This is a genomic window from bacterium, from assembly GCA_035380285.1.
GTDB lineage: Bacteria > Auribacterota > Erginobacteria > Erginobacterales > DAOSXE01 > DAOSXE01.
On the sequence record DAOSXE010000020.1, the window covers coordinates 19,427 to 44,511 of the forward strand.

27 protein-coding genes are annotated in these 25,085 nt (G+C 67.5%); 21 read left to right on the forward strand and 6 right to left on the reverse strand.

Annotated elements, in window-relative coordinates:
• The first annotated feature begins 1 nt into the window (after position 1).
• From PLZ73_08640 to PLZ73_08670, 7 genes are all read left to right on the forward strand, one after another.
• Complete coding sequence (locus PLZ73_08640; GenBank protein HOO77941.1) at positions 2-1,444, forward strand: FAD-dependent oxidoreductase; 1,443 nt, start codon at positions 2-4, stop codon at positions 1,442-1,444.
• On the forward strand, positions 1,441-4,116 hold the full coding sequence (locus PLZ73_08645) for a hypothetical protein (GenBank protein HOO77942.1): 2,676 nt from the start codon (positions 1,441-1,443) through the stop codon (positions 4,114-4,116). Before PLZ73_08640 ends, PLZ73_08645 begins: the two co-directional genes overlap by 4 nt.
• Before the next feature lie 73 nt (positions 4,117-4,189).
• Positions 4,190-4,585 (forward strand): transcriptional repressor, encoded by a 396-nt coding sequence (locus PLZ73_08650; GenBank protein HOO77943.1) that lies wholly within the window; start codon positions 4,190-4,192, stop codon positions 4,583-4,585.
• Positions 4,586-4,641: 56 nt separating this feature from the next.
• The gene (locus PLZ73_08655) at positions 4,642-5,214 is read left to right on the forward strand and encodes a rubrerythrin family protein (GenBank protein ID HOO77944.1); all 573 of its coding nucleotides are present in this window, start codon (positions 4,642-4,644) and stop codon (positions 5,212-5,214) included.
• A 17-nt stretch (positions 5,215-5,231) separates the two neighbouring features.
• Positions 5,232-5,612 carry a desulfoferrodoxin gene (locus PLZ73_08660; GenBank protein HOO77945.1) on the forward strand — a complete coding sequence of 127 codons (381 nt, stop codon included), beginning with the start codon at positions 5,232-5,234 and terminating at the stop codon, positions 5,610-5,612.
• Between the two features lie 54 nt (positions 5,613-5,666).
• Positions 5,667-6,173 (forward strand): ferritin, encoded by a 507-nt coding sequence (locus PLZ73_08665; protein ID HOO77946.1) that lies wholly within the window; start codon positions 5,667-5,669, stop codon positions 6,171-6,173.
• Between the two features lie 20 nt (positions 6,174-6,193).
• Positions 6,194-6,415, forward strand: a complete 222-nt coding sequence (locus PLZ73_08670; protein ID HOO77947.1) for a NifU family protein — start codon at positions 6,194-6,196, stop codon at positions 6,413-6,415.
• A gap of 15 nt (positions 6,416-6,430) precedes the next feature.
• Here PLZ73_08670 and PLZ73_08675 read toward each other — a convergent pair whose 3' ends face one another.
• Complete coding sequence (locus PLZ73_08675; GenBank protein ID HOO77948.1) at positions 6,431-7,306, reverse strand: SPFH domain-containing protein; 876 nt, start codon at positions 7,304-7,306, stop codon at positions 6,431-6,433.
• A 101-nt stretch (positions 7,307-7,407) separates the two neighbouring features.
• Entirely contained in the window at positions 7,408-8,811 is a 1,404-nt protein-coding gene (locus PLZ73_08680) for a deoxyribodipyrimidine photo-lyase (protein HOO77949.1), read from the reverse strand.
• Positions 8,812-9,043: 232 nt separating this feature from the next.
• On the opposite strand from PLZ73_08680, the gene PLZ73_08685 reads away from it, so the two are divergent.
• From PLZ73_08685 to PLZ73_08695, 3 genes are read left to right on the forward strand one after another with little or no spacing between them, the layout of a single operon-like run.
• Positions 9,044-10,384, forward strand: coding sequence for a phosphomannomutase/phosphoglucomutase (locus PLZ73_08685; protein HOO77950.1), 1,341 nt, complete (start codon positions 9,044-9,046; stop codon positions 10,382-10,384).
• A gap of 28 nt (positions 10,385-10,412) precedes the next feature.
• Positions 10,413-11,021: a nitroreductase family protein gene (locus PLZ73_08690; protein HOO77951.1), complete on the forward strand. Its 609-nt coding sequence runs from the start codon at positions 10,413-10,415 to the stop codon at positions 11,019-11,021.
• Between the two features lie 13 nt (positions 11,022-11,034).
• The gene (locus PLZ73_08695) at positions 11,035-11,781 is read left to right on the forward strand and encodes a TerB family tellurite resistance protein (GenBank protein HOO77952.1); all 747 of its coding nucleotides are present in this window, start codon (positions 11,035-11,037) and stop codon (positions 11,779-11,781) included.
• Here the strand turns inward: PLZ73_08695 and PLZ73_08700 are convergent.
• Positions 11,778-12,461, reverse strand: coding sequence for an HAD-IB family phosphatase (locus tag PLZ73_08700; protein ID HOO77953.1), 684 nt, complete (start codon positions 12,459-12,461; stop codon positions 11,778-11,780). The two genes, PLZ73_08695 and PLZ73_08700, sit on opposite strands and share 4 nt — an antisense overlap.
• Positions 12,462-12,571: 110 nt before the next feature.
• Here PLZ73_08700 and PLZ73_08705 point away from each other — a divergent pair, with 110 nt between their 5' ends.
• The 3 genes from PLZ73_08705 to PLZ73_08715 are packed head-to-tail and all read left to right on the forward strand — an operon-like array spanning position 12,572 to position 14,108.
• Positions 12,572-13,255: a uracil-DNA glycosylase gene (locus tag PLZ73_08705; protein ID HOO77954.1), complete on the forward strand. Its 684-nt coding sequence runs from the start codon at positions 12,572-12,574 to the stop codon at positions 13,253-13,255.
• A complete protein-coding gene (locus tag PLZ73_08710) occupies positions 13,252-13,872 on the forward strand; it encodes a histidine phosphatase family protein (GenBank protein ID HOO77955.1) in 621 nt (206 codons plus the stop codon). The genes PLZ73_08705 and PLZ73_08710 overlap by 4 nt, the downstream gene beginning before the upstream one ends.
• A complete protein-coding gene (locus tag PLZ73_08715; GenBank protein HOO77956.1) occupies positions 13,869-14,108 on the forward strand; it encodes a hypothetical protein in 240 nt (79 codons plus the stop codon). The genes PLZ73_08710 and PLZ73_08715 overlap by 4 nt, the downstream gene beginning before the upstream one ends.
• A 10-nt stretch (positions 14,109-14,118) precedes the next feature.
• Here PLZ73_08715 and PLZ73_08720 read toward each other — a convergent pair whose 3' ends face one another.
• A complete protein-coding gene (locus tag PLZ73_08720) occupies positions 14,119-14,661 on the reverse strand; it encodes a nitroreductase family protein (protein ID HOO77957.1) in 543 nt (180 codons plus the stop codon).
• Between the two features lie 133 nt (positions 14,662-14,794).
• On the opposite strand from PLZ73_08720, the gene PLZ73_08725 reads away from it, so the two are divergent.
• Both PLZ73_08725 and PLZ73_08730 read left to right on the forward strand, forming a co-directional pair.
• Positions 14,795-16,990, forward strand: a complete 2,196-nt coding sequence (locus PLZ73_08725; GenBank protein HOO77958.1) for an FUSC family protein — start codon at positions 14,795-14,797, stop codon at positions 16,988-16,990.
• A 21-nt stretch (positions 16,991-17,011) separates the two neighbouring features.
• Complete coding sequence (locus PLZ73_08730) at positions 17,012-18,382, forward strand: dihydrolipoyl dehydrogenase (GenBank protein HOO77959.1); 1,371 nt, start codon at positions 17,012-17,014, stop codon at positions 18,380-18,382.
• Positions 18,383-18,400: 18 nt separating this feature from the next.
• Here PLZ73_08730 and PLZ73_08735 read toward each other — a convergent pair whose 3' ends face one another.
• Positions 18,401-19,168 carry a class I SAM-dependent methyltransferase gene (locus tag PLZ73_08735; GenBank protein HOO77960.1) on the reverse strand — a complete coding sequence of 256 codons (768 nt, stop codon included), beginning with the start codon at positions 19,166-19,168 and terminating at the stop codon, positions 18,401-18,403.
• Positions 19,169-19,276: 108 nt separating this feature from the next.
• Between PLZ73_08735 and PLZ73_08740 the strand changes: the two genes are divergently transcribed.
• From PLZ73_08740 to PLZ73_08755, 4 genes are all read left to right on the forward strand, one after another.
• Entirely contained in the window at positions 19,277-20,491 is a 1,215-nt protein-coding gene (locus PLZ73_08740; protein ID HOO77961.1) for an FprA family A-type flavoprotein, read from the forward strand.
• Entirely contained in the window at positions 20,488-21,246 is a 759-nt protein-coding gene (locus PLZ73_08745; protein HOO77962.1) for a SagB/ThcOx family dehydrogenase, read from the forward strand. The genes PLZ73_08740 and PLZ73_08745 overlap by 4 nt, the downstream gene beginning before the upstream one ends.
• 99 nt (positions 21,247-21,345) lie before the next feature.
• Positions 21,346-22,134: a uridine phosphorylase gene (udp, locus tag PLZ73_08750; protein ID HOO77963.1), complete on the forward strand. Its 789-nt coding sequence runs from the start codon at positions 21,346-21,348 to the stop codon at positions 22,132-22,134.
• On the forward strand, positions 22,131-22,454 hold the full coding sequence (locus PLZ73_08755; protein HOO77964.1) for a hypothetical protein: 324 nt from the start codon (positions 22,131-22,133) through the stop codon (positions 22,452-22,454). Before udp ends, PLZ73_08755 begins: the two co-directional genes overlap by 4 nt.
• On the opposite strand, the gene PLZ73_08760 is transcribed toward PLZ73_08755, so the two are convergent.
• Positions 22,451-23,512, reverse strand: a complete 1,062-nt coding sequence (locus PLZ73_08760; protein ID HOO77965.1) for a D-alanyl-D-alanine carboxypeptidase family protein — start codon at positions 23,510-23,512, stop codon at positions 22,451-22,453. The two genes, PLZ73_08755 and PLZ73_08760, sit on opposite strands and share 4 nt — an antisense overlap.
• Positions 23,513-23,583: 71 nt before the next feature.
• Between PLZ73_08760 and rlmN the strand changes: the two genes are divergently transcribed.
• Positions 23,584-24,669: a 23S rRNA (adenine(2503)-C(2))-methyltransferase RlmN gene (rlmN, locus tag PLZ73_08765; GenBank protein HOO77966.1), complete on the forward strand. Its 1,086-nt coding sequence runs from the start codon at positions 23,584-23,586 to the stop codon at positions 24,667-24,669.
• Complete coding sequence (locus PLZ73_08770; protein ID HOO77967.1) at positions 24,605-25,039, forward strand: DUF296 domain-containing protein; 435 nt, start codon at positions 24,605-24,607, stop codon at positions 25,037-25,039. Before rlmN ends, PLZ73_08770 begins: the two co-directional genes overlap by 65 nt.
• Positions 25,040-25,085: the final 46 nt, after the last annotated feature.

Consider the following 25,085-nt stretch of genomic DNA (forward strand, 5'->3'; position numbering starts at 1 on the left):
TATGCCGTCCGCCCGCACACCCGAGGGAGCGCCTCTCCTGATCCTGGGAGGGGGACCGGCCGGTCTGGCCGCGGGCCTGGAAGCGGCCCGGCGGGGGCTCCGCCCCCTGGTCGTCGAGGCCGGAGAAGTCGTGGGCGGGGTATCTTCCTCCCTGTACTGGAACCGCTTCATCCTCGAATACGGCCCCCACACCTACCACGTCAAGCACGACCGGATCGACGACCTGGTCCGCGAGGTATACGGCGGGGATCTGCCCTACAAGCAACGGATCACGCGGATGCTCCTGCGGGGGAAGATGTTCGACTACCCCCTCAAGTTCTGGCAGCTCCTGCGCGGCCTCAACCCGTTTTTTTCGGCCCGCATGCTCCTGGATTTCGTCTTCACCTCGATCCGCTACCGGATCTTTCCGCGTCCCGACGACTCTTTCCGGACCTGGGGGGTGAAACGTTTCGGCACCACCCTCTATAACCTCTGCTTCGGCCGCTACACCGAGCGGATCTGGGGGGTGCCGGCCGACCGGCTCTCGGTCCGGCTCGCCTCTTCCAAGCTGCACAAGCTCAATCTCAAGGACGTGATCGTCAAGCTCCTGGGGGGGAAGGGGCAGGAGCAGGCGACCTACTGGGAGGACTTCCTCTATCCCGAGGAAGGGATGGGGATCGTCTTCGAGAAAATGGCCGCCGAGATCGTCCGGCTGGGGGGGGAAGTCTGGCTCGACAGCCGCCCCTCCGCTTTCGTTTTCGATGGGAGCCGGATCGCCTCGGTCAAAATCGACCGTGCGGGCGGGCCGGCCGAGGTGCCGGTGTCGGCGGTGGTTTCGACCATCCCCCTTCCCGCCCTGGGGCTGCTGGTGCGGGGAAAGGTCCCGGAAGACGCCTACCGGGCTTCCCAGGCCCTGGCGAGCCGTTCGCTCGTCCTGGTCAACCTGATCGTGAGGATGCCCATGGTTTCGGAAGCGCATTGGGTCTACCTGCTCGACCCCCGGTTCCGCTTCAACCGGTTCTGCGAGCAGAAGAACCTGCTCCTGGAGAAGAAACCGCCCCTGGAAACCATGCTCACCTTCGAAGCCTGCTGCGGGTATCGCGACGAGTTCTGGAACCTGCCCGATTCCGCGCTGGTCAAGCTGGCCCTGGAAGATATCGGCCGCATCGAACGCATCGACGGGAGCCGGGTCACCGAAACCCTGGTGCGGAGGGTAAAGGACGCCTACCCCGTTTACGGGGTCGGGTTCGAGGGGGAACTGGAACGCTTCTTCATCGGCGCCGCCGGGATCGACAACCTCTATCCCACCGGCCGCCAGGGGCTGTTTCTCAACACCGATATGCACGACACCATGGAACTGGGCCTGCTCGCGGTCGAGGCCATCGCGGACGGAGTCCCCGGGCGGGACTGGTACGGTCGGATCGTTTCCTGGCTCCCCTACGCTCCCCCGGAGGAAGAGCGATGACCCCGGCCGCGGCGGCAGGCGGCGGACGCGGGAAGCTCTGGTTCCTCGCGGCGGCCGCGGTCCTGACGGCCGGGGCGCTCTGGCTCCGCCTCGATTTCATCGGCAACCGCCCCCAGCTCCCGGTGGTCTGGGACGCCGCCGGTTACAACCTTCAGGCCCGGGAGTTCGCCGCCGCCTGGAGCTCCTGGGGCACTCCCGACTTCGACGCTCACTACCGCAAGGCCTGGGAGATGGCGTTGCCCAAATGCGAACTCTATCCCCTGGCCATGAGCCTGGTCTACTGGCTGCACCGCTGCGATTTCCAGGCGGTGCGGGTGGCGCAGGGCGTGGTGGGAACGGTCAACTGTCTCCTGACCCTGCTGATCGCCCTGGCGGTGTTCCGCCGCCGGAGCGTGGCCCTGGGCGCCCTGCTGATCTCGGCGCTCTACCTCCCCGCCGTCTTTTCCGAAGGCAGGCTTCTGACCGAGACCGTGGCCGTCTTCGCCCTCCTGCTCGCGACCGTCCTGCTCCTGGCCGCCGTCTCCCGGGGCGGCTGGTGGTGGATGGTCCTGGCCGGCCTCGCCACCGCCCTGCTCATGATCTCCCGGACGTTTTTCCAGTACGTCTTCATCGTCGACATCCCCTTGTTGGCCGCCGGCCTCCGGTTCCGCCGCCACCGGGGGTGGTGGTGGAAAACGGGTCTCTACGCCGCGGCCGTCGCCGCCGTCATCGTTCCCCGCTACTTCTGGACCGGGGAGGTCGACTCCAAGGGCCGGCACTGGATCAGCGGGTCCTGGCGCAACGGCCTGGCCATCTATACCGGGATCTACCCCCCCAACCAGGGCCTGCAGACCGACGCCGACCCCGGAGGAGAGATTCACCGGGAGATCTTCGGTTCCCGGGGCCGGGAGACGCCGATCGACGATCTCTATTTCAAGGCCTACCTGCAGGTCCTGCTCCGTCGCCCGGCCGCGGCGGTGCCGGTGCTGCTGTCCAAGGGCGGCCTGTTCTGGCACCGGGCCTACAACGATTTCCGCCAGTCCTACCTGCTGGACGCGGACGGGATCGATCGCCTCAACCGGGTTTTGCTCTTGGCCGGGGTCTTCGGGTTGGGGCTGGCGGTCGGGTTGGGCCCGAGGGGCTGGATCTTCCTGGCCACCGCCCTCTATATCTGGGCCCTCTGCTTCGCCGCCGACGCCGAAAGCCGCTACACCCTGCCGGCGATGCCGTTCATGATCGGCGCCGCCTGCTGGTTCGTCTTCAACCTGGTTTCGGGGGCGGCGGCGACCTGGCGGTCCCGGGTCCGCCTGCGGCTGCTGGCGTCGCTGGGGCTGATCGTGGCGACCGGGGCGCTGACCTGGCTTACCCGCCCCCCCCGGCTGCTCCCCGGTTTGGAACCCCAGACCGCCTTCCGGGTCTGGCGGCTCTGCGCCGGCCTTTTCGCCCTTTCCCCGATCCCCCTCCTGGCCCTGGTCTACCGCTTCCGCCCGGGCGGCGGTCGCCGGCGCTGGTGGAGCGCCGCGGCTCCGGCGGTCGCCGTTCTACTCGTCTTCCTCGCGGCCATCGGGATCCCGCCCCGGTGGCATGAATGGAAAGTGAGACTCCAGCGCCCGGGGCAGACCGTCCGCCAGACGATCTCGCTTCCGGAGGACCTGGAGCGCTACCGGGGGGCCGAATTGAAGCTCGACCTCCTCTCCGGCCCCGGAAGGCTCTACGATCTCGTGGTCAAGGTGGACGGCGCTCCCGTCCGGATCTTCCAGCGGGGTCTGAGCCCGGATCCGGGTTCGTACATCGCCTCCCGGCGGGCTTTCCCCGTCTATCTGCGGGAGGAACGCCGGCATCTGAACCAGGTCCGACAGTGGTATTCGGTTCCCCTGGATATCCAGAAGCTGCGGGGGCGCCGGGAGCTGGAAGTCGAACTCGAGTTCCGCCCGGCGGCGGCGGGGGCGGACAACTACGTCGAGCTGTACGGGGATTATCTTATCGAGGGCCCCGGCGTTTTCGAGGGGCCCACGTTCTCTCAATCCCCCCGGGACCTGTCCCTCTACCGGTACCTCTTCTTCGACGACTGGCGTCTCTGGCGGAAATGGGACCTGGCCGCGCCCGCCCGGGCCGTCTCCGGGCCCGGGGGAGGGGATCTCGCCGCCGATCCGGGTCTCCAGACCGGACGCTACCGGATTCTCCTCGACCTCTCGCGGTTGAGCCCGGGGAGGGGAGAGTTCCCGGTCGCCGTCCGCAACCAGGAGTATCTGACCGACAAGACCGTGCTGGCCGACTATTACAACCTCCAGGTCTGGGAACTCAACCCCTGGAAACGGACGGGCAGCGAACTGCTGGTGGAAGCGGCCCACGCCGCACCGGGGGAGGAAGGCGGGTTCACCCTCGTGGTCTACGAGGACGCGGACGGCGACCATCAGCCCGACCGGCTCTGGGCGCGTTCGTCGTACCTGACCGGGGAAAAAACCGGCGCCTGGAGTTCCTGGACGGTGGCGCTTCCCGACGCGTCCCGCCCGGTTTTCGTGGGGATGAGCTGGCCTCCCGGAAGCAAGACCCGAGTCTACTACGAACGCAAGCTCTGGCCGGACGAAATCTTTCCCGAGGTCATGTACTATCGCCCCGGCCCCAACGCACCCAAAGCCTACCCGGTTTTGACCAACCTCCGCGTCTCCTTCCTCGATGCCGGCAAAAAATAACCGGTTTTACTTGCCCGCGGTCGGCCTCTCTGCCAATATCAGTAATATTTCCCAATAGCATATAGGTGCTCGGATGAGAAAGACCCGGCAGCGCAGCGCGATTCTCGAGGAACTGAGGAAAGTGAAAACCCATCCTACCGCCGAAGAGGTGCACGAGATGGTGCGCCGCCGGCTGCCCCGGATCAGCCTGGGCACGGTTTACCGGAACCTCGAAGCCCTCTCCGCCGCCGGGACCATCCGCAAGCTGGCCACCGCCGGGTCCCGGAAACGGTTCGACGCCGACTCCCGCAACCACTACCATCTGCGCTGCGTCGGCTGCGGGCGCGTGGTCGATCTGGAGCTGTCCGTGGAAGAACGTTTGAACGAGGAAGCCGCCCGGTCGACCGGCTACCGGGTGCTCGGGCACGAGCTGGAGTTTCAGGGCTGGTGTCCCGATTGTCTGGACGCTGCCGGCGAGGAACACGAGTGAACAACCCGCAACCGCGCGGCCCCGGAAAGCGGCGCGCCGCCGAAGGAGAACGAACGATGGATCTGAAGGGGAGCAAAACCGCCCGCAATCTCATGGCCGCCTTTGCCGGGGAGTCGCAGGCGCGCAACCGTTACACCTATTTTTCCGCGCAGGCCCGGAAAGAGGGCTTCCGCCAGATTTCGGAGATATTCGAAGAGACCGCCGACCAGGAACGCGAGCACGCCAAGCGCCTCTTCAAGTTCATGACCGGCGCCGAGCAGGAGATCGCCGGATCCTTCCCCTTCGGCGTTATCGGCGATACCCTGGCCAACCTCAAGGAGGGAGCCGCCGGCGAAAACTACGAATGGACCGAGATGTACCCCGGCTTCGCCAAGGTGGCCCGGGAAGAGGGATTCAATGAAATCGCGGACGCCTTCTCGGCGATCGCGGTGGCGGAACAGCAGCATGAAAAACGCTATCTGGCCCTGGCGTCCAATATCGAGAACTGCCGGGTCTTCAAGCGCGAAGAGCCCGTGGTCTGGAGATGCATGAACTGCGGGTACCTTCATGCGGGAACGGACGCCCCCCAGCTCTGCCCCGCCTGCGCGCACCCGCGCGCCCATTTCGAGATCCTGGCCGAAAACTGGTAAGCAACGAGGAGGAGACGATGACGGCACGGATGCAGGTCTACAAATGCGAAATCTGCGGGAATATCGTGGAAGTGATTCACGCCGGCGGCGGCCAGCTGGTCTGCTGCGGTGAACCCATGTCCCTGCAGCGGGAGAACACCACCGACGGGGCCCGGGAGAAGCACGTCCCCGTGATCGAACGGACGGACGACGGGGTGGTGGTGACGGTCGGCTCGGTTCCCCACCCGATGGAAGACAAACATTACATCGAGTGGATCGAAATCTCCTGCGATTCCGGCTGCTGCCACACCCGCTGTTTCCTCAAACCGGGGGAGGAGCCCAAGGCTTCTCTCCGGACCGATTGCGAAGGGATCAGCGCCCGGGAATACTGCAATCTTCACGGACTCTGGAAGTCGTAACCGCCGCCGGGGCCGGGAGCGTCTCCCGGCCCCGCGCGTGGGAGGAGGATAACCATGCTCAGCCCCGCCATCGAGGAAGCTCTCAACACCCAGGTCAACAAGGAACTGTACAGCGCCTATCTGTATTTCTCCATGAGCGCGTATTTCGAATCCGTCAACCTCAAGGGGTTCGCCAACTGGATGAGGGTTCAGGCTCAGGAAGAGCAGTTCCACGCCGTCAAGCTTTTCGACTATATCAACGAACGGGGGGGACGAGTCGTTCTGCGCCCGATCGAGGGGCCCGAGACCGAATGGGAAAACCCCACCGCGGTCTTCAGGCAGACCCAGGAGCACGAACGGTACGTGACCTCCCTGATCAACGGCCTGGTCCGGATGGCCCGGGACGAAAACGATTTCGCCACCGAAACCTTCCTCCAATGGTACGTGACCGAGCAGGTCGAGGAAGAGGCCGGCGCCGCCGATCTGCTGGAGCGCTTGAAACTGGCCGGCGATCGGGGCGGGGGGTTGTTCATGCTCGACCGGGAGTTGGCGGCGCGGGTCTTTACTCCGCCGGTCCAGTAATACGCGGAAGGAGTGTTGCGATGAAAGAGAAAGTGCAAGCGGCTCTCGACGAGGTGCGGCCCATGCTTCAGGCCGACGGCGGGGACGTGGAATTGGTGGACGTGGGCGCTGACGGGGTGGTCAAGGTCAAACTCACCGGCGCCTGCGGCGGCTGCCCCATGAGCCAGTTCACCCTGAAGTTGGGGATAGAACGGGCTCTCAAGGAGAAGGTCCCGGAAGTGGTCGAGGTCGTCTCCGTCTGATCCCGCCCGGCGCCCTCAGCGGTTCGCCGGCGTCTCTTTCGCGGGAAGAGGGAGCACCCCCGCCATTTCCCCGATGACGTTGACCAGTTCCGACCCGGTGGGGATGACGATTTTGGCGTTTCGGCTCAGCGACCGTTCCAGGGTCTCGAGTTTGCGCAGGAGCTGGGCGTTGCCGACGAAATAACTGTTGGCCGCCTCGTTGACCAGGCGGATGGCTTCCGCCTCCCCCTCGGCGGCCAGGATCTTGGCCTGCTTGACCCCCTCGGCCTTTTTGATCTCCGCCCGTTTTTCCCCGTCGGCTTGCCGTTCCAGGGCGTTGGCGAAGTCGAGGGCGGCGATTTTCTCGTTTTCGGCCTTGACCACCTTGTTCATGGTCTCCTGGACGTCCTTGGGGGGATCGATCTCCTTCAGTTCGGTCCGGACGATCGCCATCCCCCAGTTGTGGGTTTCCTTGCTCAAGGTGGTGAGCAGTTCGTTGTTGATCTTGTCCCGCTCGCTGTTCGCCGATTTCAGGGTCAGGGTCCCGATGATGTTGCGTAAGGTGGTCCGGGCCAGGTTGACGATCTGGATGCGGTAGTTGTTGACGTTGTACTGCGAATTCTTGACGCTCTGCTCGTCTTCCTTGACCTTGAAATAGACCTGGGCGTCGACCCGGGCGTTGAGGTTGTCGTTGGTGATGATCTCCTGGGGCTGGGCGTCCACCATCTGCTCGGTGATGTTGACCGGTATCATCCGGTCGATGACGGGGATGATCCAGTTGAATCCGGGCTGGGCAAAGCGCTTGTACCGGCCCAGCCTCTCCACCAGGCCCCGGTGGGTGGGGCGGATGATCCTGATGCCGGAGAAGAAAATGAAGAGCGCCACGATAACGAGAATCAGGATGGGACCCATGACTGCCTCCTTTCCCCGTCCGTTCGCCGGCGGGGTCGCTTGAACGTTGCGCTTTTCAATCTACCCGAAATCCTGCCCCCCGACAAGCCCGGCCGCGGACGTCAGGCAATTCCCGGCGGCTCGCGGGGAACCCGGTCTCCGAAGAGGCTCCGGATCCGTTCGACGTACGCGCCCGGATCGGCCTTGCGTTCCAGCCCCCCCGCCGTCATCGAACGAACGGAGCCGAAGACCGGCCGCTCCGGCCAGGGGTGGTCGTGGAGCCCGTAGATCCAGCCGACATTGGCGTAGGAGTTGGGATCGCGGCCGTCCAGGAACCAGCGGTTGTTCAGCTCCAGGGTGGTCCGGTAGGCCCGGGCCGGATCCGGGATCCATTCCAGGATCCGTTTTCCCCAGTACATCCGCAGGCGGTTGTGCAGGGTCCCGGTCCGGCGCAGCTCGATCATGGCCGCGTTCCAGTAGGGGTCGGCGGTCCGGGCCGCTTCCAGTTCGTCCGGGGAATACGTTTCCGGCCGCGGGTCCCGGCGGTGGCTGGCCAGGGTTGTGCGGGCCCAGGCGGGGAGAGAGCCGTACTCGTCGTAGTCGTCGGTTCGGCGCACGAAGTTGAAGGCCAGTTCCCGTCTCACCAGGAGTTCTTCCAGGAACGCTTCCCGGGCCGCCGCGGGCGCTCCCGTCGCGGCCGCGACTTTCAGGGCCAGGGTCAGGGGCGAAACCTGACCGAAGTGGAGGTAGGGGCTCATTCCCGAGGTCAGCCCTCCGTCCAGGAACCGACCGCTTTCGAGGTATCGGGGCAGACCCCGGGCCAGAAAGGCGTCGAACCGTTTCCGGGCCGCGCTTTCTCCTCCCCGGGGACGGTCGGTCAGGTCGGCTTGCCGCCGCAGCCGTTCGGGGAGGGAAGGGAGGGGGGAATCGGGGGCGTCTCCCCAGGCGAGACCCGAACGCCGCAGCGGGGTGGGGCGCAGCGCGACCAGGTAGCGCTCCCGGAGCCGTTTCAACTTGGGCCGGAGAGTCCGCGCTCCGATCTCGGCGCGGTCCGAGGCCTCGTCCACCGGGACCAGGGCGTCGGTTTCGACTTCCACCACCTCCCGCCCGGCCCGCCGGGCCACGGTCTTCCGCCAGGCGACCTGGTGGCGCAGGTAGCCCCGGTCGCAGACGATGAGAGCGGCTTCGGCTCCGGCGCGCAGGGCCGCCGCCGGAGGGGACTCCCTCAGAAAGCGGAAACCGATCTTCCTGCGCTCCAGGCGCTTCCGGGTTTCCGCCAGGCCTTCCAGCATGAAACGGTAATGGGCCCCGGTCGCTTCCGGATACCCGTTGGCGAGTCCGAAGACCGTCACAAGCGGCAGGTCGAGCAGGTTGGCCCGTTGAACGGCGTATTCGAGGGCGTGGTTGTCCCGGGTCCGCTGGCTGGCCTGCATCCAGTAGAGCACGAACTTCCCCGAGACCGGAGGTTCCCGGTTGAGCCGGCGCAGCCGGGATTCGGCGATGACCCGGGTGGAAGATCCGGTCATCGTTCCGTCTCCCTCCCGCGCCGGGAAAAAGGGGGGGCCGCCGGGCCGTTCGGATTCGCCATCGTTTGGTTTCCTCCGGGGTTGTACCGCTATCCTATTCCGGAGGGCACCCGCGCACAACGGATTTGATGGCGCGGGGCGGGGCCTTGATCCGGCCCCCGCTTGCTGTTAAAATCCGGCAATTCGAATATCCGGGCCCCGGCCCGGCAACGTTATCTTCAAGGAGGTAGATATGGCTGCTCCGTTCAAAGCATACGACGTCAGGGGCGTCTACGGGGAGGACGTCACCGAGGAACTCGCTTACGACCTGGGACGGGCTTTCGCCGATTTCATCGAGGGAGAAACCCTGGTGGTCGCCCACGATATGCGCCCTTCCAGCTACCCCCTGCGGGACGCTTTCATCCGGGGGGCGACCGGGCAGGGGAAAAACGTGGTCAACATCGGATTGGCCAGCACCGACATGCTCTACTTCGCCGTTATCCACCTCGACGCTCCCGGAGGGGTGATGATCACCGCCTCCCACAACCCGGCCAAGTACAACGGGTTCAAGTTCGTACGCGAGAAGGCGATCCCCATGGGGATCGAAAGCGGGTTGGACCGCCTCGAGGCGGCGGTCCGGTCCCGCGAGTTCAAGCCCGCGGCCGGCTCTCCCGGGACCGTGACCGAGCGCGAGCTTCTAAACGATTTCATCGCCTTCATGCATTCCTTCGTCAAACCCGAGGAACTGGCGCCTCTCAAGGTCGTGATCGACTGCGGCAACGGCATGGGGGGGATGGTCATTCCCCCGCTTTTCGCCGGAAGCAAGGTGACGGTCGTCCCCCTCTTCTTCGAGCTGGACGGATCGTTTCCCAACCATGAGGCCAACCCCCTTCTTCCCGAGAACCGGGAGGACATGGTCAAGAAGGTTCTGGAGACGGGCGCCGACCTGGGCATCGGTCTGGACGGCGACACCGACCGGGCGTTTTTCGTCGACGACAAGGGGAAGTACTGCTCCGCCGATTTCATCCTCGGGCTCCTGGCCAAGCAGATTCTCAAAAACCATCCCGGGGCCAAGATCTGCTACGACGTGCGTTGTTCCAATTACGTGCGCGACACCGTGGAAAAATACGGGGGAACCGCGCACATGGGCAAGGTGGGCCATGCCTACGCCAAGAATTTCATGCGCGAGATCGGGGCCGAGTTCGCCGGCGAAGTCAGCGGGCATTATTACTTTCACTACAAGGACGCCTACTTCGACAGCGGCAACCTCACCGCCCTGCTTCTGCTGAAAGTGCTTTCGGAGAAGGGCGAGAGCCTGTCCCGGGCCCTGGCCGAGACCGCGAACTACCACATCAGCGGAGAGATCAACTCCACGGTCGCCGACCCCGACGCCATCATGGCCGGGATCAAGGAACGATACCGGGGGCGGGGGAAATTGGTGGAGATCGACGGGGTCTCGGTGATCGGGGACACCTGGTGGTTCAACATCCGCAAATCCAACACCGAGCCGCTTCTGCGGCTCAACTGCGAGGCCGACACCGAGGAGCACATGCGGAAGCTGCGCGACGAGCTCCTGGCCCAGATCCGGGCCTGATCGGCGTCGGCGGAGCCGGGGAGGAGACATGGAGTACCGGGAAACCGTCGAGCGCCGCCGGGCGATCAACTTTTTCGACCCCCAAGCCCGGATAACCGCCGGGGACCTGCGGGAGATCGTGGAACGCGGGGTTCTGGCCCCCTCTTCCTTCAACCTCCAGCCCTGGAAGGTGGTGGCGGCCGTCTCCCCCGAGGTCAAGGAGGCCCTCTGCCGGGCTGCGTTCGATCAGCCCAAGGTGCGGGAAGCCTCGGCGGTCCTGGTCCTGCTCGGGAACCTCGAAGCCGTGGACGAGAGCGACGACGTCTTCGCCGCCGCCGTCGAACAGGGGTACCTGGCCCCCGATCAGGCGCACGGGAAGCGGGAGCAGGCCCGGGCTCTCTACGCCGGCCGGGAAAAGGAATTCGTCTCCCGCAACGTCGCGTTGCTGGGGATGAACCTGATGTTGGCCGCTACCGACCTGGGCTGGTCCACCCACCCCATGGACGGGTTCGACGCCGCCGCCGTCGCCGAGGCGCTGGCGCTGGAGGAGAAATACTTACCGGTCATGCTCGTGGCCGTGGGGCGGCCTTCCCCCCGCCTTCGGCTTCTTCCGCGCCCGACCCGGCGCGGATTCGACCGGGTCTGCGAGGTGCGCTGAGACCATGGGGTGGATGGGGAAACTTGCCGGGGGCGTGATCGGTTTCGCCCTGGGGGGGCCTTTGGGGGCCCTGCTGGGAGTGGGGGTGGGGGCGCTGGTCGACGCCGGGAGGGAAGCAAACCGCCCGGTTTCCCGAACCGCCCCCCGCCTCGACCCCGCCGAACAGGCGCAGGCCGCCTACTTCACCGCGGTTTTTTCCATGCTCGGGAAAATGGCCGCCGCCGACGGCAGGATCTCCCGTTCCGAAGTCAACCGGGTCGAGGAATTCATCTCTTCCCAGGGGATGGATCCGACCCAGCGGGCTTTTGCCGTCGCCGTCTTCAACCGGGCCCGTCTCAGCCCCTACACCTTCGCCGACCTGGCCCGGCAGTTCGCCCGGATCTTCGCCGGCGCGCCCCAGATCAGGTCGAGCATGTTCGATCTTCTCGCCCAGGTGGCGGCCGCCGACGGCGTCATCCACCCCGCCGAGGAAGAGCACCTGCGCGAGGCCGCCGCGATTTTCGGCCTGGGGCGGGGCGCCTTCGAACGGGCGATGCGCGAGTACGGCAGCGCCGCCGGGGACGACTACGCCGTGCTCGAGTGCTCCCCGGGGGCGTCCGACGACGAGATCAGAAGCAACTACCGTCGGCTGGTCAAGGACTTCCACCCCGACCGCCTCCGGTCCAAGGGCCTTCCCGACGAGCTCATGGCCCATGCCTCGGAGAAGTTCCGGCGCATCCAGGAGGCCTGGGAAAAGATCAGGAAGGAACGGGGGATCTAGGCTCGGGCCCCGGCGGCGACCCGGCGGCGCAGCCCCTCCAGTCCCTCGATCACCGCAAAGAAGTCGTCGAAGGGAAGGTGGGGGATGCCTTCGCGCCGGCAGAAGCCGGCCAGGGTGCGCCGGGCGAAGACGAGGTCGGCGGCGGCGGCGGCGCCGCTGTCGCTGAGGCCGTCGCCGGCGAAAACCACCAGATTTCCCCGGGCCTGAAGTTCGCGCACGATTTCGGCTTTTCCCACCAGGCAGCGCCCGTCGGCCAGGCGCGGGTGGCGGTTGAAGGCGACCTCGAACCTGCCTCCGCGGATCTCGGCGTGGTGGGAGAGGACCGGGATCGGCGTTCCCCAGGCTTCGAGCAGCGGAAAAATATAGAGGTCGAACCCGTTGGAGACGATCCGGGCCCGGATCCCGGACCGGTCGGCGTACGCCAGGAGCTCCTTCCAGCCCGCGCGCGGCCGCATCCGCTCCAGGACGAATTCGACGACCGCGCCGGATTCGCCCCGGAACGTCGCGGCCATCTTCAGGTAGGCTTCTTCCAGGGGCAGTTCCCCCCGCAGGTAGGCTTGGTCGATCTCCAGCCACTCGGGCCCGGCGAAGCGGGCGAACATGGAATCGAAGACGTCGTCGACGGTTACGGTGCCGTCGAAGTCAAGGACCAGGGATATGGATCGAGGTGCTGTTTTCATCCGCCTGTATCGGTGCGTCCGAAGGTGGTACACTATCCTAAACCATGGAGCGGACAAGCAAAAAGACTCGGGCGGGGCGTGCGCTTCCCCGTACTTTTTCGGAAAGGCGGGTGAGGGCGCTGGTCAAGGCCGTCGCTTCCGCCCCCGCCCGGCGGGGGGTTTTCAACCCCTGGGTGGAAGTGGATCGCGAGCACGATCTCGGCCCCGCCTCCCCCGGAATCCGCCGCCGCCACCTGGCCGGGTACCTCCGTCCCCGCGCCCACCGCTCCCGGCTGGTCCTGATCGGGGAGGCCCTCGGCTACCAGGGAGGGCATTTCAGCGGCATCGCCATGACCTCCGAGCGGATTCTTCTCGGGCACAAGTCCCGGGAGGGGATTCCGGCGGCGGCGGTTTTGCCCGCGCCCGCGCCCCGGCGCAGCAGCAGTCCCCGGTTCAAGCCCCTGGGCTTCTCCGAGCCGACCGGAACCATCGTCTGGAAACAGCTGCTGGGCCTGGGCCTGGACCCGTTCGCCTTCGTCCTCTGGAACGCTTTTCCCTGGCACCCGTTCTCGCCCGGCCGGGGGATGCTCAGCAACCGGCGCCCCACCGCCGTGGAACTGGCGTCGGGGGAACCCGTTCTCCGCCGGTTCCTGGAGATCTTCCCCGGCGCCGTCGTCCTGGCGGTGGGGAGGGTGGCGGAGGCGGTGCTGCGGGACCTGGGTGTGGCCGCCGTGTCGGTTCGGCATCCGGCCAACGGGGGCGCCGTCACGTTCCGTCGGCAGATAGGGCGCCTGCTCTCCGCGGAGGGGACGTGAAAACCAGGGTTCTGTGGGCCCGGCACGGCCGGATCGCCAACAACCTCACGGGAATCTACAGCGGCCGCAGCGCCGACCGTCTCGATCCGACCGGGCGCCGTCAGGCCGAACTCCTGGCCCGGCGCCTGGCTCTGCGGCCACCGGACCTGATCGTGACCTCGCCGGTGGCCCGGGCGGTGGAGACCGCGGCGGCGGTCGCCGCCCGCTGCGGGCTGACGGCTGCGGCCGAGGATTACTGGGCCGAGATCGATTTCGGACTCTGGAGCGGCCTCGACGGCGGCGCCATCGGCCGGGGATGGCCCCGGGAGTGGGAGGCCTGGCGGGCGGCTCCCCACGAGACCGCCGTGCCCGGCGGCGAGGGCCTGGAGGACGTCCGCGTCCGGCTCCGCCGCGGCCTGGCCCGGCTCCGGGACGAGTGGCGGGGGAAAACGGTCCTGATCGTGGCCCACGACGTCACCGTCCGGCTGGCGGTTCTGGAGGCGTTGGATCTGCCCACCCGGAGCTACCGCCGGTTCCGGGCTGACAACGCTTCCCTTACGGGCATCGTCTGCGACCCGGATCCGGTCCGGGTCGAGATGGTCAACGACACCGGTCACCTGGAGGAACTGGAACGATGAAGACAAGGTCGGGACTGTGCGCGCTCTTCCTGCTCCTGGGCGCCTGCGCCGCGCCCCAGTACCGGAGCCCCGCTTTCAAGGACGTGGACGTGGACGGCGACGGCATCGTCACCTGGCCCGAGTACCAGAAGGCCTTCCCGGGAAAGCCGCGGAACCTCTACCTGGCGTCGGACGAGGACCAGGACGAACAGCTCGACCAGTCCGAATTCGAACTCGGCCTGGGCGGCTCTTTCTGATCGTCCGCGCTCAGGCTTCCGGTTCGGGATAGCGGTTGAAGAACGCCCGTTCCTCGAACGGCAGCTTCTCCGGCCGCCGCCCCTCGACGGTGGGAAAGCCGATCGGGAGTATGACCCGGACGGTCTTGCCGGTCGGCAGGCCGACCAAACGGCCGATCCGTTCCGCCCGCCCGTCCGTCCGCAGCCAACCGTCCACCCAGACCGAAACGTAGCCGAGGGCGGCGGCGGCCAGGAGCATGTTCTCCACGGCGGCGGCGCAGTCCTCCACCTGAAAAGCCAGCCCTTCGTAGACGGCTTCCGGTTTGCGGTCGACGGCGCAGAGGATATAGGCCGGCGCGGTGCGCATGGCCTGGTTGGTGGCGTGCATCTCCTTGATCTCCCGGACCAGGTCGTCGTCGTCGACGATGACGAAGCGCGTGGTTTGGGCGTTGCGCCCGGACGGGGCGTCGAGCCCGGCTTGGACGATCTTTTTCAGGTGGTTCCGGGGGACCGCTCTCGCGCTCAACGGTTCCCGGTAGCTGTGTCGCCTGGCGACGGTCTCGAAGAAATCCATGGTCGTTACCTCCCGAATCCCAGTATAGCAAGACCGGTCGCCGCGGCCAACGCCGCCGTTTTCGGGTCTTCCTGTTCGCCGCCGCCGCCGCCGTGGTACACTGGCGTGGTTTTGTCCAACGGGAGCGATCCGGATGTCTTCTTCCCGCGCACATCGATGGTGGCTGAGGTTCCGGGAACGGGACCCGGGGGCGATCCGGCTGCGCCGCGCCTTCCGTCTCCTGGTCGCGGTCGGCCTGACCGTGCTGGCCGTCGCCCTCCTGACCGCCTGCGTCTCCGGCCGGCCCTCCGTCCGCTATCTCTTCATCGGTCTCCTCGCCGCCATGCTCCTGACCGCGACCGTTCCCGGGAACTCCCGCCGGGAGAGAATGCAGGGAATGGTCCGTTCCCTGATCGGTTCGCTGGCGGGGGCGCTTCTGGCCGCTTTTCTCCCCGGCAGGGGGGGGGCCTACCTGGCGGCGGTGCCCGCGGTCGTTTTCGTCAGTTACTTCGTCCGCCGTTTCGGCCCGGCCTACCGCCAGGCCGGATTCATGTTCATGGCGGTTTTCCTCTTCTCGCAGCTGGGGGGTATCGTCCCGGGAAATTTCCCCGCTTTCGCCGTCACCTTGCTGTTCGCCTTCATCTGCTCCTTCTTCGCCGGTTTTCATCTGGTCCAGGTCAAGCTGGAGACGGTCCTGATCGATTCCCTGCGCCGGTTTTTCAAGGAGAACAGCCGTTTTTTTTCCGCCCTGGAACGGTCGGCCGTCGCCCCCACGCCGGCCGTTCTCGGCGAGCTTGAGGCTTCCGTCGCCGGTCTCAAGGACACCCTTCTGGCCTGGGGAACCGTGGCTTCCCAGGTCTTCAACCGGAACGACCCCGCCTGGGGCATCCTGGCCCGGGCCGGGGACATGCAGTACCGTCTCGGACGCATTTCCCGGATCGCCCGGCGGGCGCTCCTGAAGCTCTCCGCCGGGCTCGACGGGTCCGCTTCTCCGGAACTGGGCCGCACCGTGGCCCGGGCGCTGGGGGAGGTGGGGCGGTCCCTGGAGGGGATCGCCGCGGTTCTCGACGGCGAACACGACCTCCACCTGGAGATGACCTCGAGCCCGGCGGCGGTCGACGCCTTGTCGGCCGCCGTGCTCAACGCGCCCGGCCCGGTGCGCGCGGTCGATTTCTACGCCTGGCAGGTCCTGGTTTCCCTCCGGCGTTTTCTGGAGAGCGTTTCCCTGCTCGACCGGGCCCTCCAGGATCCGGCCGAGGCCGCGTTCCCGGCCTCGGAGCCGGACCCGGCGACCGAGGTCCCCGAGCCTCCGCGGGGCTGGCGTCGCCGGGTCGCCGCCCGGCTGGGAGAGAGTTCGACCCGGCTGGCGGTCCAGGGAGCGCTGGCTTCGTTCTGTTCGCTGGCCGTCAGCGGGATATTCGGCCTGCAGCGCCCGGTCTGGGGAGTGGTTATGGCGGTGGTGGTGGTTTCGGGCACCTTGGGGGACAACGTCCGCAAGGCCCTGGAACTCTTCGGGGGAACGCTCGCCGGAGCCCTGCTGGCCCTGGCCCTGATCTGGATTCTTCCCGAAGGGCTGGTCCCGACGGCCGCGGTGCTGATGATTTTGCTCTTTCTCTGGAGCTACACCAACAACGTTTCCTACGCCCTGGCCACGGTCTGGATGGCTGCTTTCGCCATTGTGGTCCTGGCCCGGATCAAGGGGGGAGGCACGTCGATGGCCGCGGTCAGGCTGTATCAGGTCGGCCTCGGCGGCGGTTTCGGGCTTTTGGTTTCGAGCTTCGTTCTTCCCGTCAAAATCAGGCGCCGGAGCCGGGAGTTCGCGTCCGCCCTCCTGGCCGACGTCGCCGCCGTCGCCCGCGCCGCTTTCGCGATGGCCGAGGGCAGGGACGTTCCCGCCGCCGGCGCGGCCCGCGACGCCCTCTACCGGCACCTCGACGATTTTCACGAGTCGCTGCGAAAAATGGCCTACGAATCCTTCCTCCTTCCCTCCACCCGCCGCCGGCTCCTCTCCCTCTCCATGGTTCTGCACCGGCTCTGCGACTACGCCGTGTCCCTGCTCGAGCTGATCGAAGTGCTCAAGGTCAAGGGGCTGTCGCCCGCGGTCCATGAAGCCGCCCAGGCCATGTCGGGGCTGGTGGAAGGCGCCCTGGCGGCCATGGGGCGGGGGGAGGAAGACGGGTCTCTGGAGCGGGAAGTCGAGGCGGTGCGGTCCCGCCTGATCGACCGGGTGGGGGAGGGGACCCCCGCCGGTTCCCGTGGAGAGACGCTGAGGGCTTTGGGTATATTCTTCTACAGCCGGGCCATGGTCGACGCGGCCCGGGAAGGGACGCCGCTGTTTCGGGACCGGTAAGCCAAGGGAGGTCGGAAGACGATGCAGGAATACGATGTGATGGTGATAGGCGCCGGGGGCGGGATGAAGGTGGCTCTGCCGGTGGCGGATATGGGGAAGAGCGTGGTCTTGATCGAAAAAGACCGCCTGGGGGGAACCTGCCTTAACCGGGGGTGCATCCCCTCCAAGATGCTGATCTACCCGGCCGATTTCGCCCGGGAATGCCGGGAAGCCGCGCGTCTCGACCTGGACGTCGGCTTCCGGGACGTCCGTTTCCGGGAGCTGATCGACCGCATCGCCTCGACCGTGGACGGCATCGCCGCCGGACTGCGGCGCCAGATCGACGAACATCCCCGCCTCGACCTCGTCCGCGGCCGGGCGGTTTTCACCGGCCCGCGCGAAGTCGAGGTCGGGGGCGAACGGATCCGGGCCGAGCGGGTGTTCATCGTCGCCGGTTCGCGCCCCCGGATCCCCCCCGTTCCCGGCCTGGAGGAGACGCCGTATTGGACCAGTCCGGAGGCGCTGCGCGCGCCCGGCCTGCCCCGGCGCCTGGTGGTGGTGGGGGGAGGGTTCATCGCCTGCGAATTGGGGAACGCCTACAGTTCCTTCGGCTCCCGGGTGGATTTCATCGCCCCCGACGGGCTCATCGACCGGCAGGACGATGATGTCCGCGCCGAGTTCAAGCGGATATTCACCCGGTTCAACACCGTGCGCGAGGGCGCGCGGCTCGAACGGGTCGAGTACCGGGCCGGGACCTTCGTTTCCCGGGTGCGCGCGCCGGGCGCCGGCGAGGAGATACTGGAAAGCGACTCGCTGCTGGTGGCGGCGGGAGTGGTGCCCGACATCGCCGACCTGCACCTGGAGAGGACCGGGGTCGAACTCGACGAGCGCGGCTTCATCGCCGTCGACGGTTTTCTGCGGACCCGTGCCCCCGGCGTTTACGCCTTCGGCGACTGTATCGGCCATTACCTCTTCCGCCATTCGGTCAACTTCGAGGGAGAGTACCTGGTTCGGACCGTCTTCGGGGGCGACGACCGCCCCATCCGCTACTATCCGGTCCCGTCCGCGCTTTTTTCCTGGCCCGAAGTCGCCGGGGTGGGGAAATCGGAAAAAGAACTGCGGGCGGAAGGCGTCGAGTACGTCGCGGGAAAGGCCATGTACGCGGAGAGCAACGCCGGTCTGGCGCGCCAGGTCGACCACGGATTCGTCAAAATCCTGGTCGCCCGCTCCGACCGCCGGATTCTGGGAGCGCAGATCGTCGGCCCCGAAGCCAGCGACATGATCCATATCCTCATCGGGATGATGTACATGCAGGCCGGCCTCGACGATCTCAACCGGATGATCTACATCCACCCCGCCCTGCCCGAGCTGGTCCGCGACGCCGCCCGCGCCGCCGAAGCCGCCCTGGCCTGACGGCCGCCCCCCGGATCTTCAGCGCCGGGGGCGCAGGAGCAGCGCCAGGTGGGAGCGCCGCAGGGGAGGGAAGAGCCGCCAGGCCAGGCGCGTCCCCCGGGGAACGCGGCGGAGAACGTTCGCGGGCAGGTCGGTGAAATCGGCCGCCCGCGCCGTCTGCCAGGCCGGGGCCAGGGCTTCGACCGCCGCCGGCGATTCCGGGAACCAGCGCCCCCCCGGAAGAATCTTTCCCGCCGCCGGGGAGACGGCGTCGAATAAAAGCAGCGATCCCGGGAAATCCGCGGCGGCGTCGGCCATGACCGCCCGCACCGTCTCCGGGGCCAGGAACTGGAAAACGCCTTCGGCGATGAAGAGGAAGGGCCCCCCCCCCGCCCGCCGCCGGACCGCTTCCGTCCAGGCGCGGTCTTCCAGGTCGGCGACGACGACGGCCCCCTCTTCCTGCAGCCGCCGCTCCCGCCATCGTCCCGCTTCGGCGCGGTCGAGACAGAACCAGGGGACCCGGGCGCCGATCCGCGACCGGCGCGTGCTCGAACCGGCTCCCAGCTCCACCGCCGCCGCCGGTCCGTCGGCCAGAGCCTCCCGCGCCAGGTCGTCGATCAGGCGCGCGCGCAGACAGATCCCCAGCTCGGGGACGCGTCCGTCCCCGACCGCCCCCCCGGGGGGGGCGTCGTCGGCCAGCCTCCGGGCGGCGGGGTCGATCAGGACGGCGTCGGGCCGGGCGCTCTCCCGGGCCCGGGCCGCGATCGGCGTCCACCAGGCCCGCTGGTATTCGGGGAATCCGCGCACAAGTGCCTCCGGGCAGGTATCGGCATCTGCTGACAGGGCCGGTTCCGCTTGCTATACTACAACAACAGCGGGATGTCTTCATTGCCCGAATCCGTGGAGGCGGAACCGATGCCCGATGCCGTCAAGGTCAGCGAGGGGATTTACTGGCTGGGAGTGAACGACCGCCAGACCCGGCTTTTCGAGGAGCTCTGGCCGCTCCCCAACGGGGTCTCCTACAACGCCTACCTGGTGGAGGGAACGGAGCGCTGCGCCCTGATCGACACCGTCAAGGGGTCTTTCTCCGCCGATTACCGGGAGCGGGTGGCCCAGTGGGTCTCCGCCGGCCGGCGGATCGAATACCTGGTCATCAACCACATGGAGCCGGACCACTCCGGTTCGATCAAGACCCTGGTCGAGCTCTGTCCCGGGATCCGGCTCGTCGGGAACGAGCACACGGTGCGGATGATCGAGGACTTCTACCGCCTCGGCGCCGATACCGTCGAGGTCGGCGACGGCGACGAAATCGATCTGGGAGGGAGGAAGCTGGTCTTCAGGCTCACTCCCATGGTCCATTGGCCGGAAACGATGATGACCTTCGATTCACGGACCGGAACGCTTTTCTCCGGCGACGCCTTCGGGGGGTTCGGGACCCTCGACGGAGGCATTTTCGACGACGAGGTCAACATCGAGTTCTACCAGGACGAGATCCGCCGCTACTTCACCAACATCGTCGGACGTTTCAGCGCCATGGTGGTCAAGGCCATCGACAAGGTCCGGGATCTTCCCATCGCCGTGGTCGCTCCCACGCACGGGCCCATCTGGCGCCGGGACCCGTCGCGGATCATCGAGGCGTACGCTTCCTGGAGCCGGCACGAGACCGAACCGGGAGTGGTGATCGTCTACGGGTCCATGTACGGGAACACCGAGCGCATGGCCGATGCCGCCGCCCGGGTTCTGAGCGAACGGGGGTTGAAGAACATCAAGATCTTCAACGCTTCCCATACCCACGTTTCCTACATGATCAACGAGATCTGGAGGTTCCGGGGCCTGCTCCTGGGAAGCTGCACCTACAACCTCGGTCTCTTCCCCCCCATGATCGAACTGCTGGATAAGCTCAGGAACAGCAACCTCCGGGGCTGGCTGGTCGGCATCTTCGGCACCTATGCCTGGAGCGGCGGCGGCGTCAAGCGCCTGCGGGAATGCGCGCAGGAGTGCGGCTGGAAACTGGTGGAGCCGGTGGTCGAAGCCCGCTGCGCCCCCAAGCCCGAAGACCTGCGGGGGTGCCGGGAGCTGGCGGTCAACCTGGCCGCCGCCCTGGATGCTCCCGGGGACGGCGGGGGATGACCGGCGGGGTCGAAGAGGGGAGGTACTTTCTCAAGGATTCGGTGAGGAAAGTCACCGACTTCGCCGCCACCCCCCAGAGCCGCGGTGTTCCCCCTCCTCCCGTCCAGAAGCCGTTTCCGTCCGAAGCCCTCCGGTTCCCCCTTCCCGCTCCGGGAGAGTTCGGCGCCCTCGGGAAGATGGGGGTCTACGACGCCGTCCGCCGGCGCCGCAGCCGTCGGAATTTTTCGCCGGAGCCCCTGGGCCTGGCCGAGCTCTCCTTCCTGCTCTGGGCCGTCCAGGGGGTGAGACGCACCCTCTCCCCGGCCGCGGTACTGCGGACCGTCCCCTCGGCCGGCTGCCGCCACCCCCTGGAGACCTATCTCCTGGCGTTTCGGGTCGGCTCCCTGGAGCCGGGGGTTTACCGCTACCTCCCCCTGGGCCACGAACTTCTTTTCGAATTCGCGGTCCCCGACCTGGCCGCCCGCCTGGTCCGGGGAGTGCTGGGGCAGGAGTTCGCGGCGCGGGCCGCCGCCGTCTTCGTCTGGAGCGCGGTGCCGTCCCGGACCGAGTGGCGGTACGGGGGCGCTTCCCACAAGGTGATCGCCCTCGATGCCGGCCACGCCTGCCAGAACCTGTACCTGGCCTGCGAAAGCATCGGGGCCGGAACCTGCGCCGTGGCCGCCTACGACCAGGAGGAGATGGACCGGCTGCTGCGGCTCGACGGCGCCGAGGAGTTCGTGGTCTACCTCGCCCCCGTGGGGAGGGTCGGGCCTTAACGCCGGGGCGCCGCCGCTTGTCTTCGGCGGTTTTCCGGCTATAATTTCGGCGGACGGAAACGCCGCGACGGCGCCGCGGGCGCCGGGAGAGGAGGAACGATGGGCAAGATCTATCATATTCAGCTGGATCGGAAAATGATCGGGGGCGCCAAGCTGGCGGTGGTCCCGGGCGACCCCGGCCGGGTTCCCAAGATCGCGGGGCAGCTCTCGCCCCGGTTCCGGGAACTGGCTTTCAACCGGGAGTACCGGTCCTGCCTGGTCCCGGTCGGCTCCCGGGAGAAGGTTCTGGTCACCTCGACCGGGATCGGCGGCCCCTCGGCCACGATCGCCGTCGAGGAGCTGGCCATGCTCGGGATCACCACCTTCGTCCGGCTGGGGACCACGGGCTCGATCCGGAAGGACCTCAAGGTCGGGGACGTCGTCGTCACCGCCGCCGCGGTCCGTCTGGACGGCTCCTCGACCCACTACGCCCCCATCGAGTACCCGGCGGCCGCGGATTTCTTCGTCACCAGGATCCTGGTCGAAGCCGCGGAAAAGGCCGGCATTCCTTTTCGAGTCGGCGTCACGGCGTCTTCCGACACCTTCTACCCGGGGCAGGAACGCTACGACTCCCACGGCAAGTACGTGATCCGGAAATTCCAGGGCACGCTCGGGGAGTGGCAGCGGCTGGGGGTGCTCAACTACGAGATGGAATCGTCGGCCCTCTTCACCACCGCCCGGGCCCTGGGGCTGCGGGCCGGATGCGTGGCGGGGGTCATCGTCAACCGGGCTTCCACCGAGGCCATCCGCAAGACCGACGTGGCCCGGGCCGAAGACAACACCATCTCCGTTCTCAAAGACAGCCTGGGCCCGCTGCTGGCCCTGGCCCGGAGCCGCGTCCGCGGGTGATGCCGCCGACCCGGCGTCAGTACGACCTCGCCCGCCACCACGCCTGGGGAGGGCTGGGGATGCTGGCCCTGGCGGCGGTGTTGCGGGGGGTCGTCCCCGGAATCTCCCCCCGGGTGGCGGCGCCGGTCCTGGGCGCTCTGTGCGCCTACGCCGGGTTCTGGCTGTTTCTGACCTACCGCTACCGCGCCGCCCTCGGCCGGCGGCGCGAGGAGGCGGCAGGCGGCGCCGCCGCCCGGGCGAAGGCCGAGGCCAAGGCCGCCAAGAAACAAGCCAAGGCCGCGGCCAAGGCGGCGAAAAAGGGAGGGGGGGGCGGGCGTTAACGCCCCCGGCGCGAGCCCAGCCAGAAGAAGACCCCGGCCACGGCCAGCATCCCCGCCAGCTTGAGGGCCAGGGATCCGGCGCCGCTACCGGAATCCGCGCTTTCTTCCGCCTCGGTCAGCTCGTCGACTTCTTCGTCGCCCGCCGCCGTGCCCGCCGGGGTCGGAGGGGGAGAGGGCCGGAAGCGGGGGGTAACCGCCGGGAGGACGGTCGAGGAAAAGGCCTTGGTCAGGAGCTCCCGGGCCTTGGCGTCCCGGGTCGTCCGGTCCTTGGAGCCGAGGACGACGGCGACGAACCTGACCCCGCGCCGGGAGGCGGTGGCGACGATGGAGTAGCCCGCGGCCTTGAAGTACCCGGTCTTGAACCCGTCGCAGCCGGGAACCGATCCGAGCAGGTGGTTGTGGGTGCGCATGTCGAAGGTGCCGTCGCGGAAGGGGCGGTACGTGGTCTCCGTGTAGGCGAAGACGGCGGGGTGCTTGATCAGCTCCAGCGCCAGCCGGGCCAGGTCGCGGGCCGTGCTTGTATCCGGTTCGTCTCCCGCCGCCGGAGGGAGACCGTGCACGGAATGGAAGACGGTGTCGGCCATTCCCAGGTCGGCGGCTTTCCGGTTCATCAGCTCGACGAAGGCCTCGGCCGACCCCGCCGTGTGGATGGCCAGGGCGACCGCGGAATCGTTGGCCGACTGGACGATCAGGGAATAGAGCAGCTCTTCCACGGGAAAGACCTCGCCCTCCTTGAGGTAGACTTGCGAGCCGCCCGTCCGGGCTGCGGCCGCGGTCACGGTCACCGGGTCGTCGAGCCGCAGGGTTCCCTCCTCGACTTTCTCCTGGAGGATGAGGAGCATCATCAGCTTGATCACGCTGGCGGGATAGGCGCGGGCGGAAGAGTTGTCCTCGAAAAAGACTTCGCCGGTCCCGGCGTTGAGGACCAGGGCCGAAAGGTAGGGGTTCTTGGCCACGGTCGGGATTTTGGCCCGGGCCCCGGGTGCGGCGGCGGGGAGGAAGATGAGCCCGGCCGCGGCCGCGGCCGCGAAACGGCGGTGCCCGAGAAGGCGTTTCATGCTACTCTGCCGGCAAGGATCCATAACCCCGGAATTTTCTCCCGGCCGCAGGGAAAACTCCAGGAAAAATCGTGAACCTCGAAGCCTTGGAAAAAATTCTCGCCGCCCTCCCCGGATACCGTCGGGTCCAGGCCCGGCGCGCGCTGTATCGGGACCTGGTTCCTTCCTGGCTGGAAGCCACCGCCCTTCCCCTGGAGCTGCGCCGGGAACTGGAGGAGGCCGTCCCCCTGCCGGCGTCGGCGGAGTTTTTCCCCGAAGCGGACGGATCGGCCGAACGCGCCCTGGTCGTTCTCGGCGACGGGGAGGCGGTCGAGACCGTGCTGATGCGCCACGGCTCCGGGCGCCGGACGGTCTGCGTCTCCTCCCAGGCCGGTTGCGCCCTCGGCTGCTCTTTCTGCGCCACCGCCGAGCGCGGCTGGTCCCGGAACCTGTCCGCCGGCGAGATCGTGGGCCAGGTTCGTCTCGTCGCGCGCCGTCTCGCCCCCGCGGGGGAAAAGGTCGGCAACGTCGTTTTCATGGGGATGGGTGAGCCCCTGCTCAATTATGAAGCGGTGGCGGAGGCGGTGCGCGAACTCAACGCCGCCGACGGGTTCAACATCGCCGCCCGCCGGATTTCCATCTCCACCGCCGGGATCGTTCCCGGGATACAGCGTCTGGCCGCCTTCCCCCTGCAGGTCAACCTGGCGGTCTCGCTCCACGCGCCCGACGACCGGCGGCGGAAGGAGCTGATGCCGTTGGCCGGCAAGGTCCCGCTCCGGCGCCTGCTGGCGGCGGTGCGGGACTATCAGGCCCGCACCAACCGCCGGGTCATGTTCGAGTATATCCTGATCGACGGGTTCAACGACAACACCGCCGACGCCCGCGCTCTGGGGGGCCTGCTGCGGAAGGACGGGCCGCGGCTTTTTCTCGTCAACCTCATCCCCTGCAACCCCGCCCGGGGTTTCCGGGCCCCCCCCGAAGCCCGGATCGAGGGTTTCCGGCGGGCACTGGAGGGGGAGGGCGTCTCCGTCACCCGCCGCTACCGTTTCGGCCGGGGGGTCCGGGGTGCCTGCGGTCAGCTGGCGGGACGCGACGAAATCGAGGAGGTCGAAGATGGGAATGTTCACGACCGGGAAAGTATGCCTGGAGCGGCTCCCCCGGGGGGGAGATCTGGCTGAAGCCGTGGCCGCCCGCGCCGCCGCCCGGGGGATCGCCTGCGCCGAAATCTGCGCCGTCGGGGCCGTGTCCCGGGCCCGGATCGGGTATTACCTCCAGGACCGGCGCCGCTATCGGGAACTGGACTTTCCGGAGGCCATGGAGATCGTGTCCTGCCTGGGGACGATCACCGAAAAGGACGGGGCGCCTTTTCTTCATGCCCACCTGGCCCTGGCCCGGGAAGACGGTTCCACGGTCGCCGGCCACCTCCTGCCCGGGACCGTTATCTTCGCCTGCGAATGCCTGATCCGCGAGCTGGTGGGGGATGTCCCGCGCCGCGCGCACGACCCCGATACCGGGCTGTCGCTCTGGGAGAGTTCATTCCATGATTGATGTCCGGTTCGGACCGGGGTAAACTGCAATAGGGATATGTGCAGGA

Coding starts and splice junctions, on each gene's coding strand:
- PLZ73_08640 (HOO77941.1), top strand. CDS start 2: ATGCCGTCCGCCCGCACACCCGAGGGAGCGCCTCTCCTGATCCTGGGA.
- PLZ73_08645 (HOO77942.1), top strand. CDS start 1,441: ATGACCCCGGCCGCGGCGGCAGGCGGCGGACGCGGGAAGCTCTGGTTC.
- PLZ73_08650 (HOO77943.1), top strand. CDS start 4,190: ATGAGAAAGACCCGGCAGCGCAGCGCGATTCTCGAGGAACTGAGGAAA.
- PLZ73_08655 (HOO77944.1), top strand. CDS start 4,642: ATGGATCTGAAGGGGAGCAAAACCGCCCGCAATCTCATGGCCGCCTTT.
- PLZ73_08660 (HOO77945.1), top strand. CDS start 5,232: ATGACGGCACGGATGCAGGTCTACAAATGCGAAATCTGCGGGAATATC.
- PLZ73_08665 (HOO77946.1), top strand. CDS start 5,667: ATGCTCAGCCCCGCCATCGAGGAAGCTCTCAACACCCAGGTCAACAAG.
- PLZ73_08670 (HOO77947.1), top strand. CDS start 6,194: ATGAAAGAGAAAGTGCAAGCGGCTCTCGACGAGGTGCGGCCCATGCTT.
- PLZ73_08675 (HOO77948.1), bottom strand. CDS start 7,306: ATGGGTCCCATCCTGATTCTCGTTATCGTGGCGCTCTTCATTTTCTTC.
- PLZ73_08680 (HOO77949.1), bottom strand. CDS start 8,811: ATGACCGGATCTTCCACCCGGGTCATCGCCGAATCCCGGCTGCGCCGG.
- PLZ73_08685 (HOO77950.1), top strand. CDS start 9,044: ATGGCTGCTCCGTTCAAAGCATACGACGTCAGGGGCGTCTACGGGGAG.
- PLZ73_08690 (HOO77951.1), top strand. CDS start 10,413: ATGGAGTACCGGGAAACCGTCGAGCGCCGCCGGGCGATCAACTTTTTC.
- PLZ73_08695 (HOO77952.1), top strand. CDS start 11,035: ATGGGGAAACTTGCCGGGGGCGTGATCGGTTTCGCCCTGGGGGGGCCT.
- PLZ73_08700 (HOO77953.1), bottom strand. CDS start 12,461: ATGAAAACAGCACCTCGATCCATATCCCTGGTCCTTGACTTCGACGGC.
- PLZ73_08715 (HOO77956.1), top strand. CDS start 13,869: ATGAAGACAAGGTCGGGACTGTGCGCGCTCTTCCTGCTCCTGGGCGCC.
- PLZ73_08720 (HOO77957.1), bottom strand. CDS start 14,661: ATGGATTTCTTCGAGACCGTCGCCAGGCGACACAGCTACCGGGAACCG.
- PLZ73_08725 (HOO77958.1), top strand. CDS start 14,795: ATGTCTTCTTCCCGCGCACATCGATGGTGGCTGAGGTTCCGGGAACGG.
- PLZ73_08730 (HOO77959.1), top strand. CDS start 17,012: ATGCAGGAATACGATGTGATGGTGATAGGCGCCGGGGGCGGGATGAAG.
- PLZ73_08740 (HOO77961.1), top strand. CDS start 19,277: ATGCCCGATGCCGTCAAGGTCAGCGAGGGGATTTACTGGCTGGGAGTG.
- PLZ73_08745 (HOO77962.1), top strand. CDS start 20,488: ATGACCGGCGGGGTCGAAGAGGGGAGGTACTTTCTCAAGGATTCGGTG.
- udp (HOO77963.1), top strand. CDS start 21,346: ATGGGCAAGATCTATCATATTCAGCTGGATCGGAAAATGATCGGGGGC.
- PLZ73_08760 (HOO77965.1), bottom strand. CDS start 23,512: ATGAAACGCCTTCTCGGGCACCGCCGTTTCGCGGCCGCGGCCGCGGCC.
- PLZ73_08770 (HOO77967.1), top strand. CDS start 24,605: ATGGGAATGTTCACGACCGGGAAAGTATGCCTGGAGCGGCTCCCCCGG.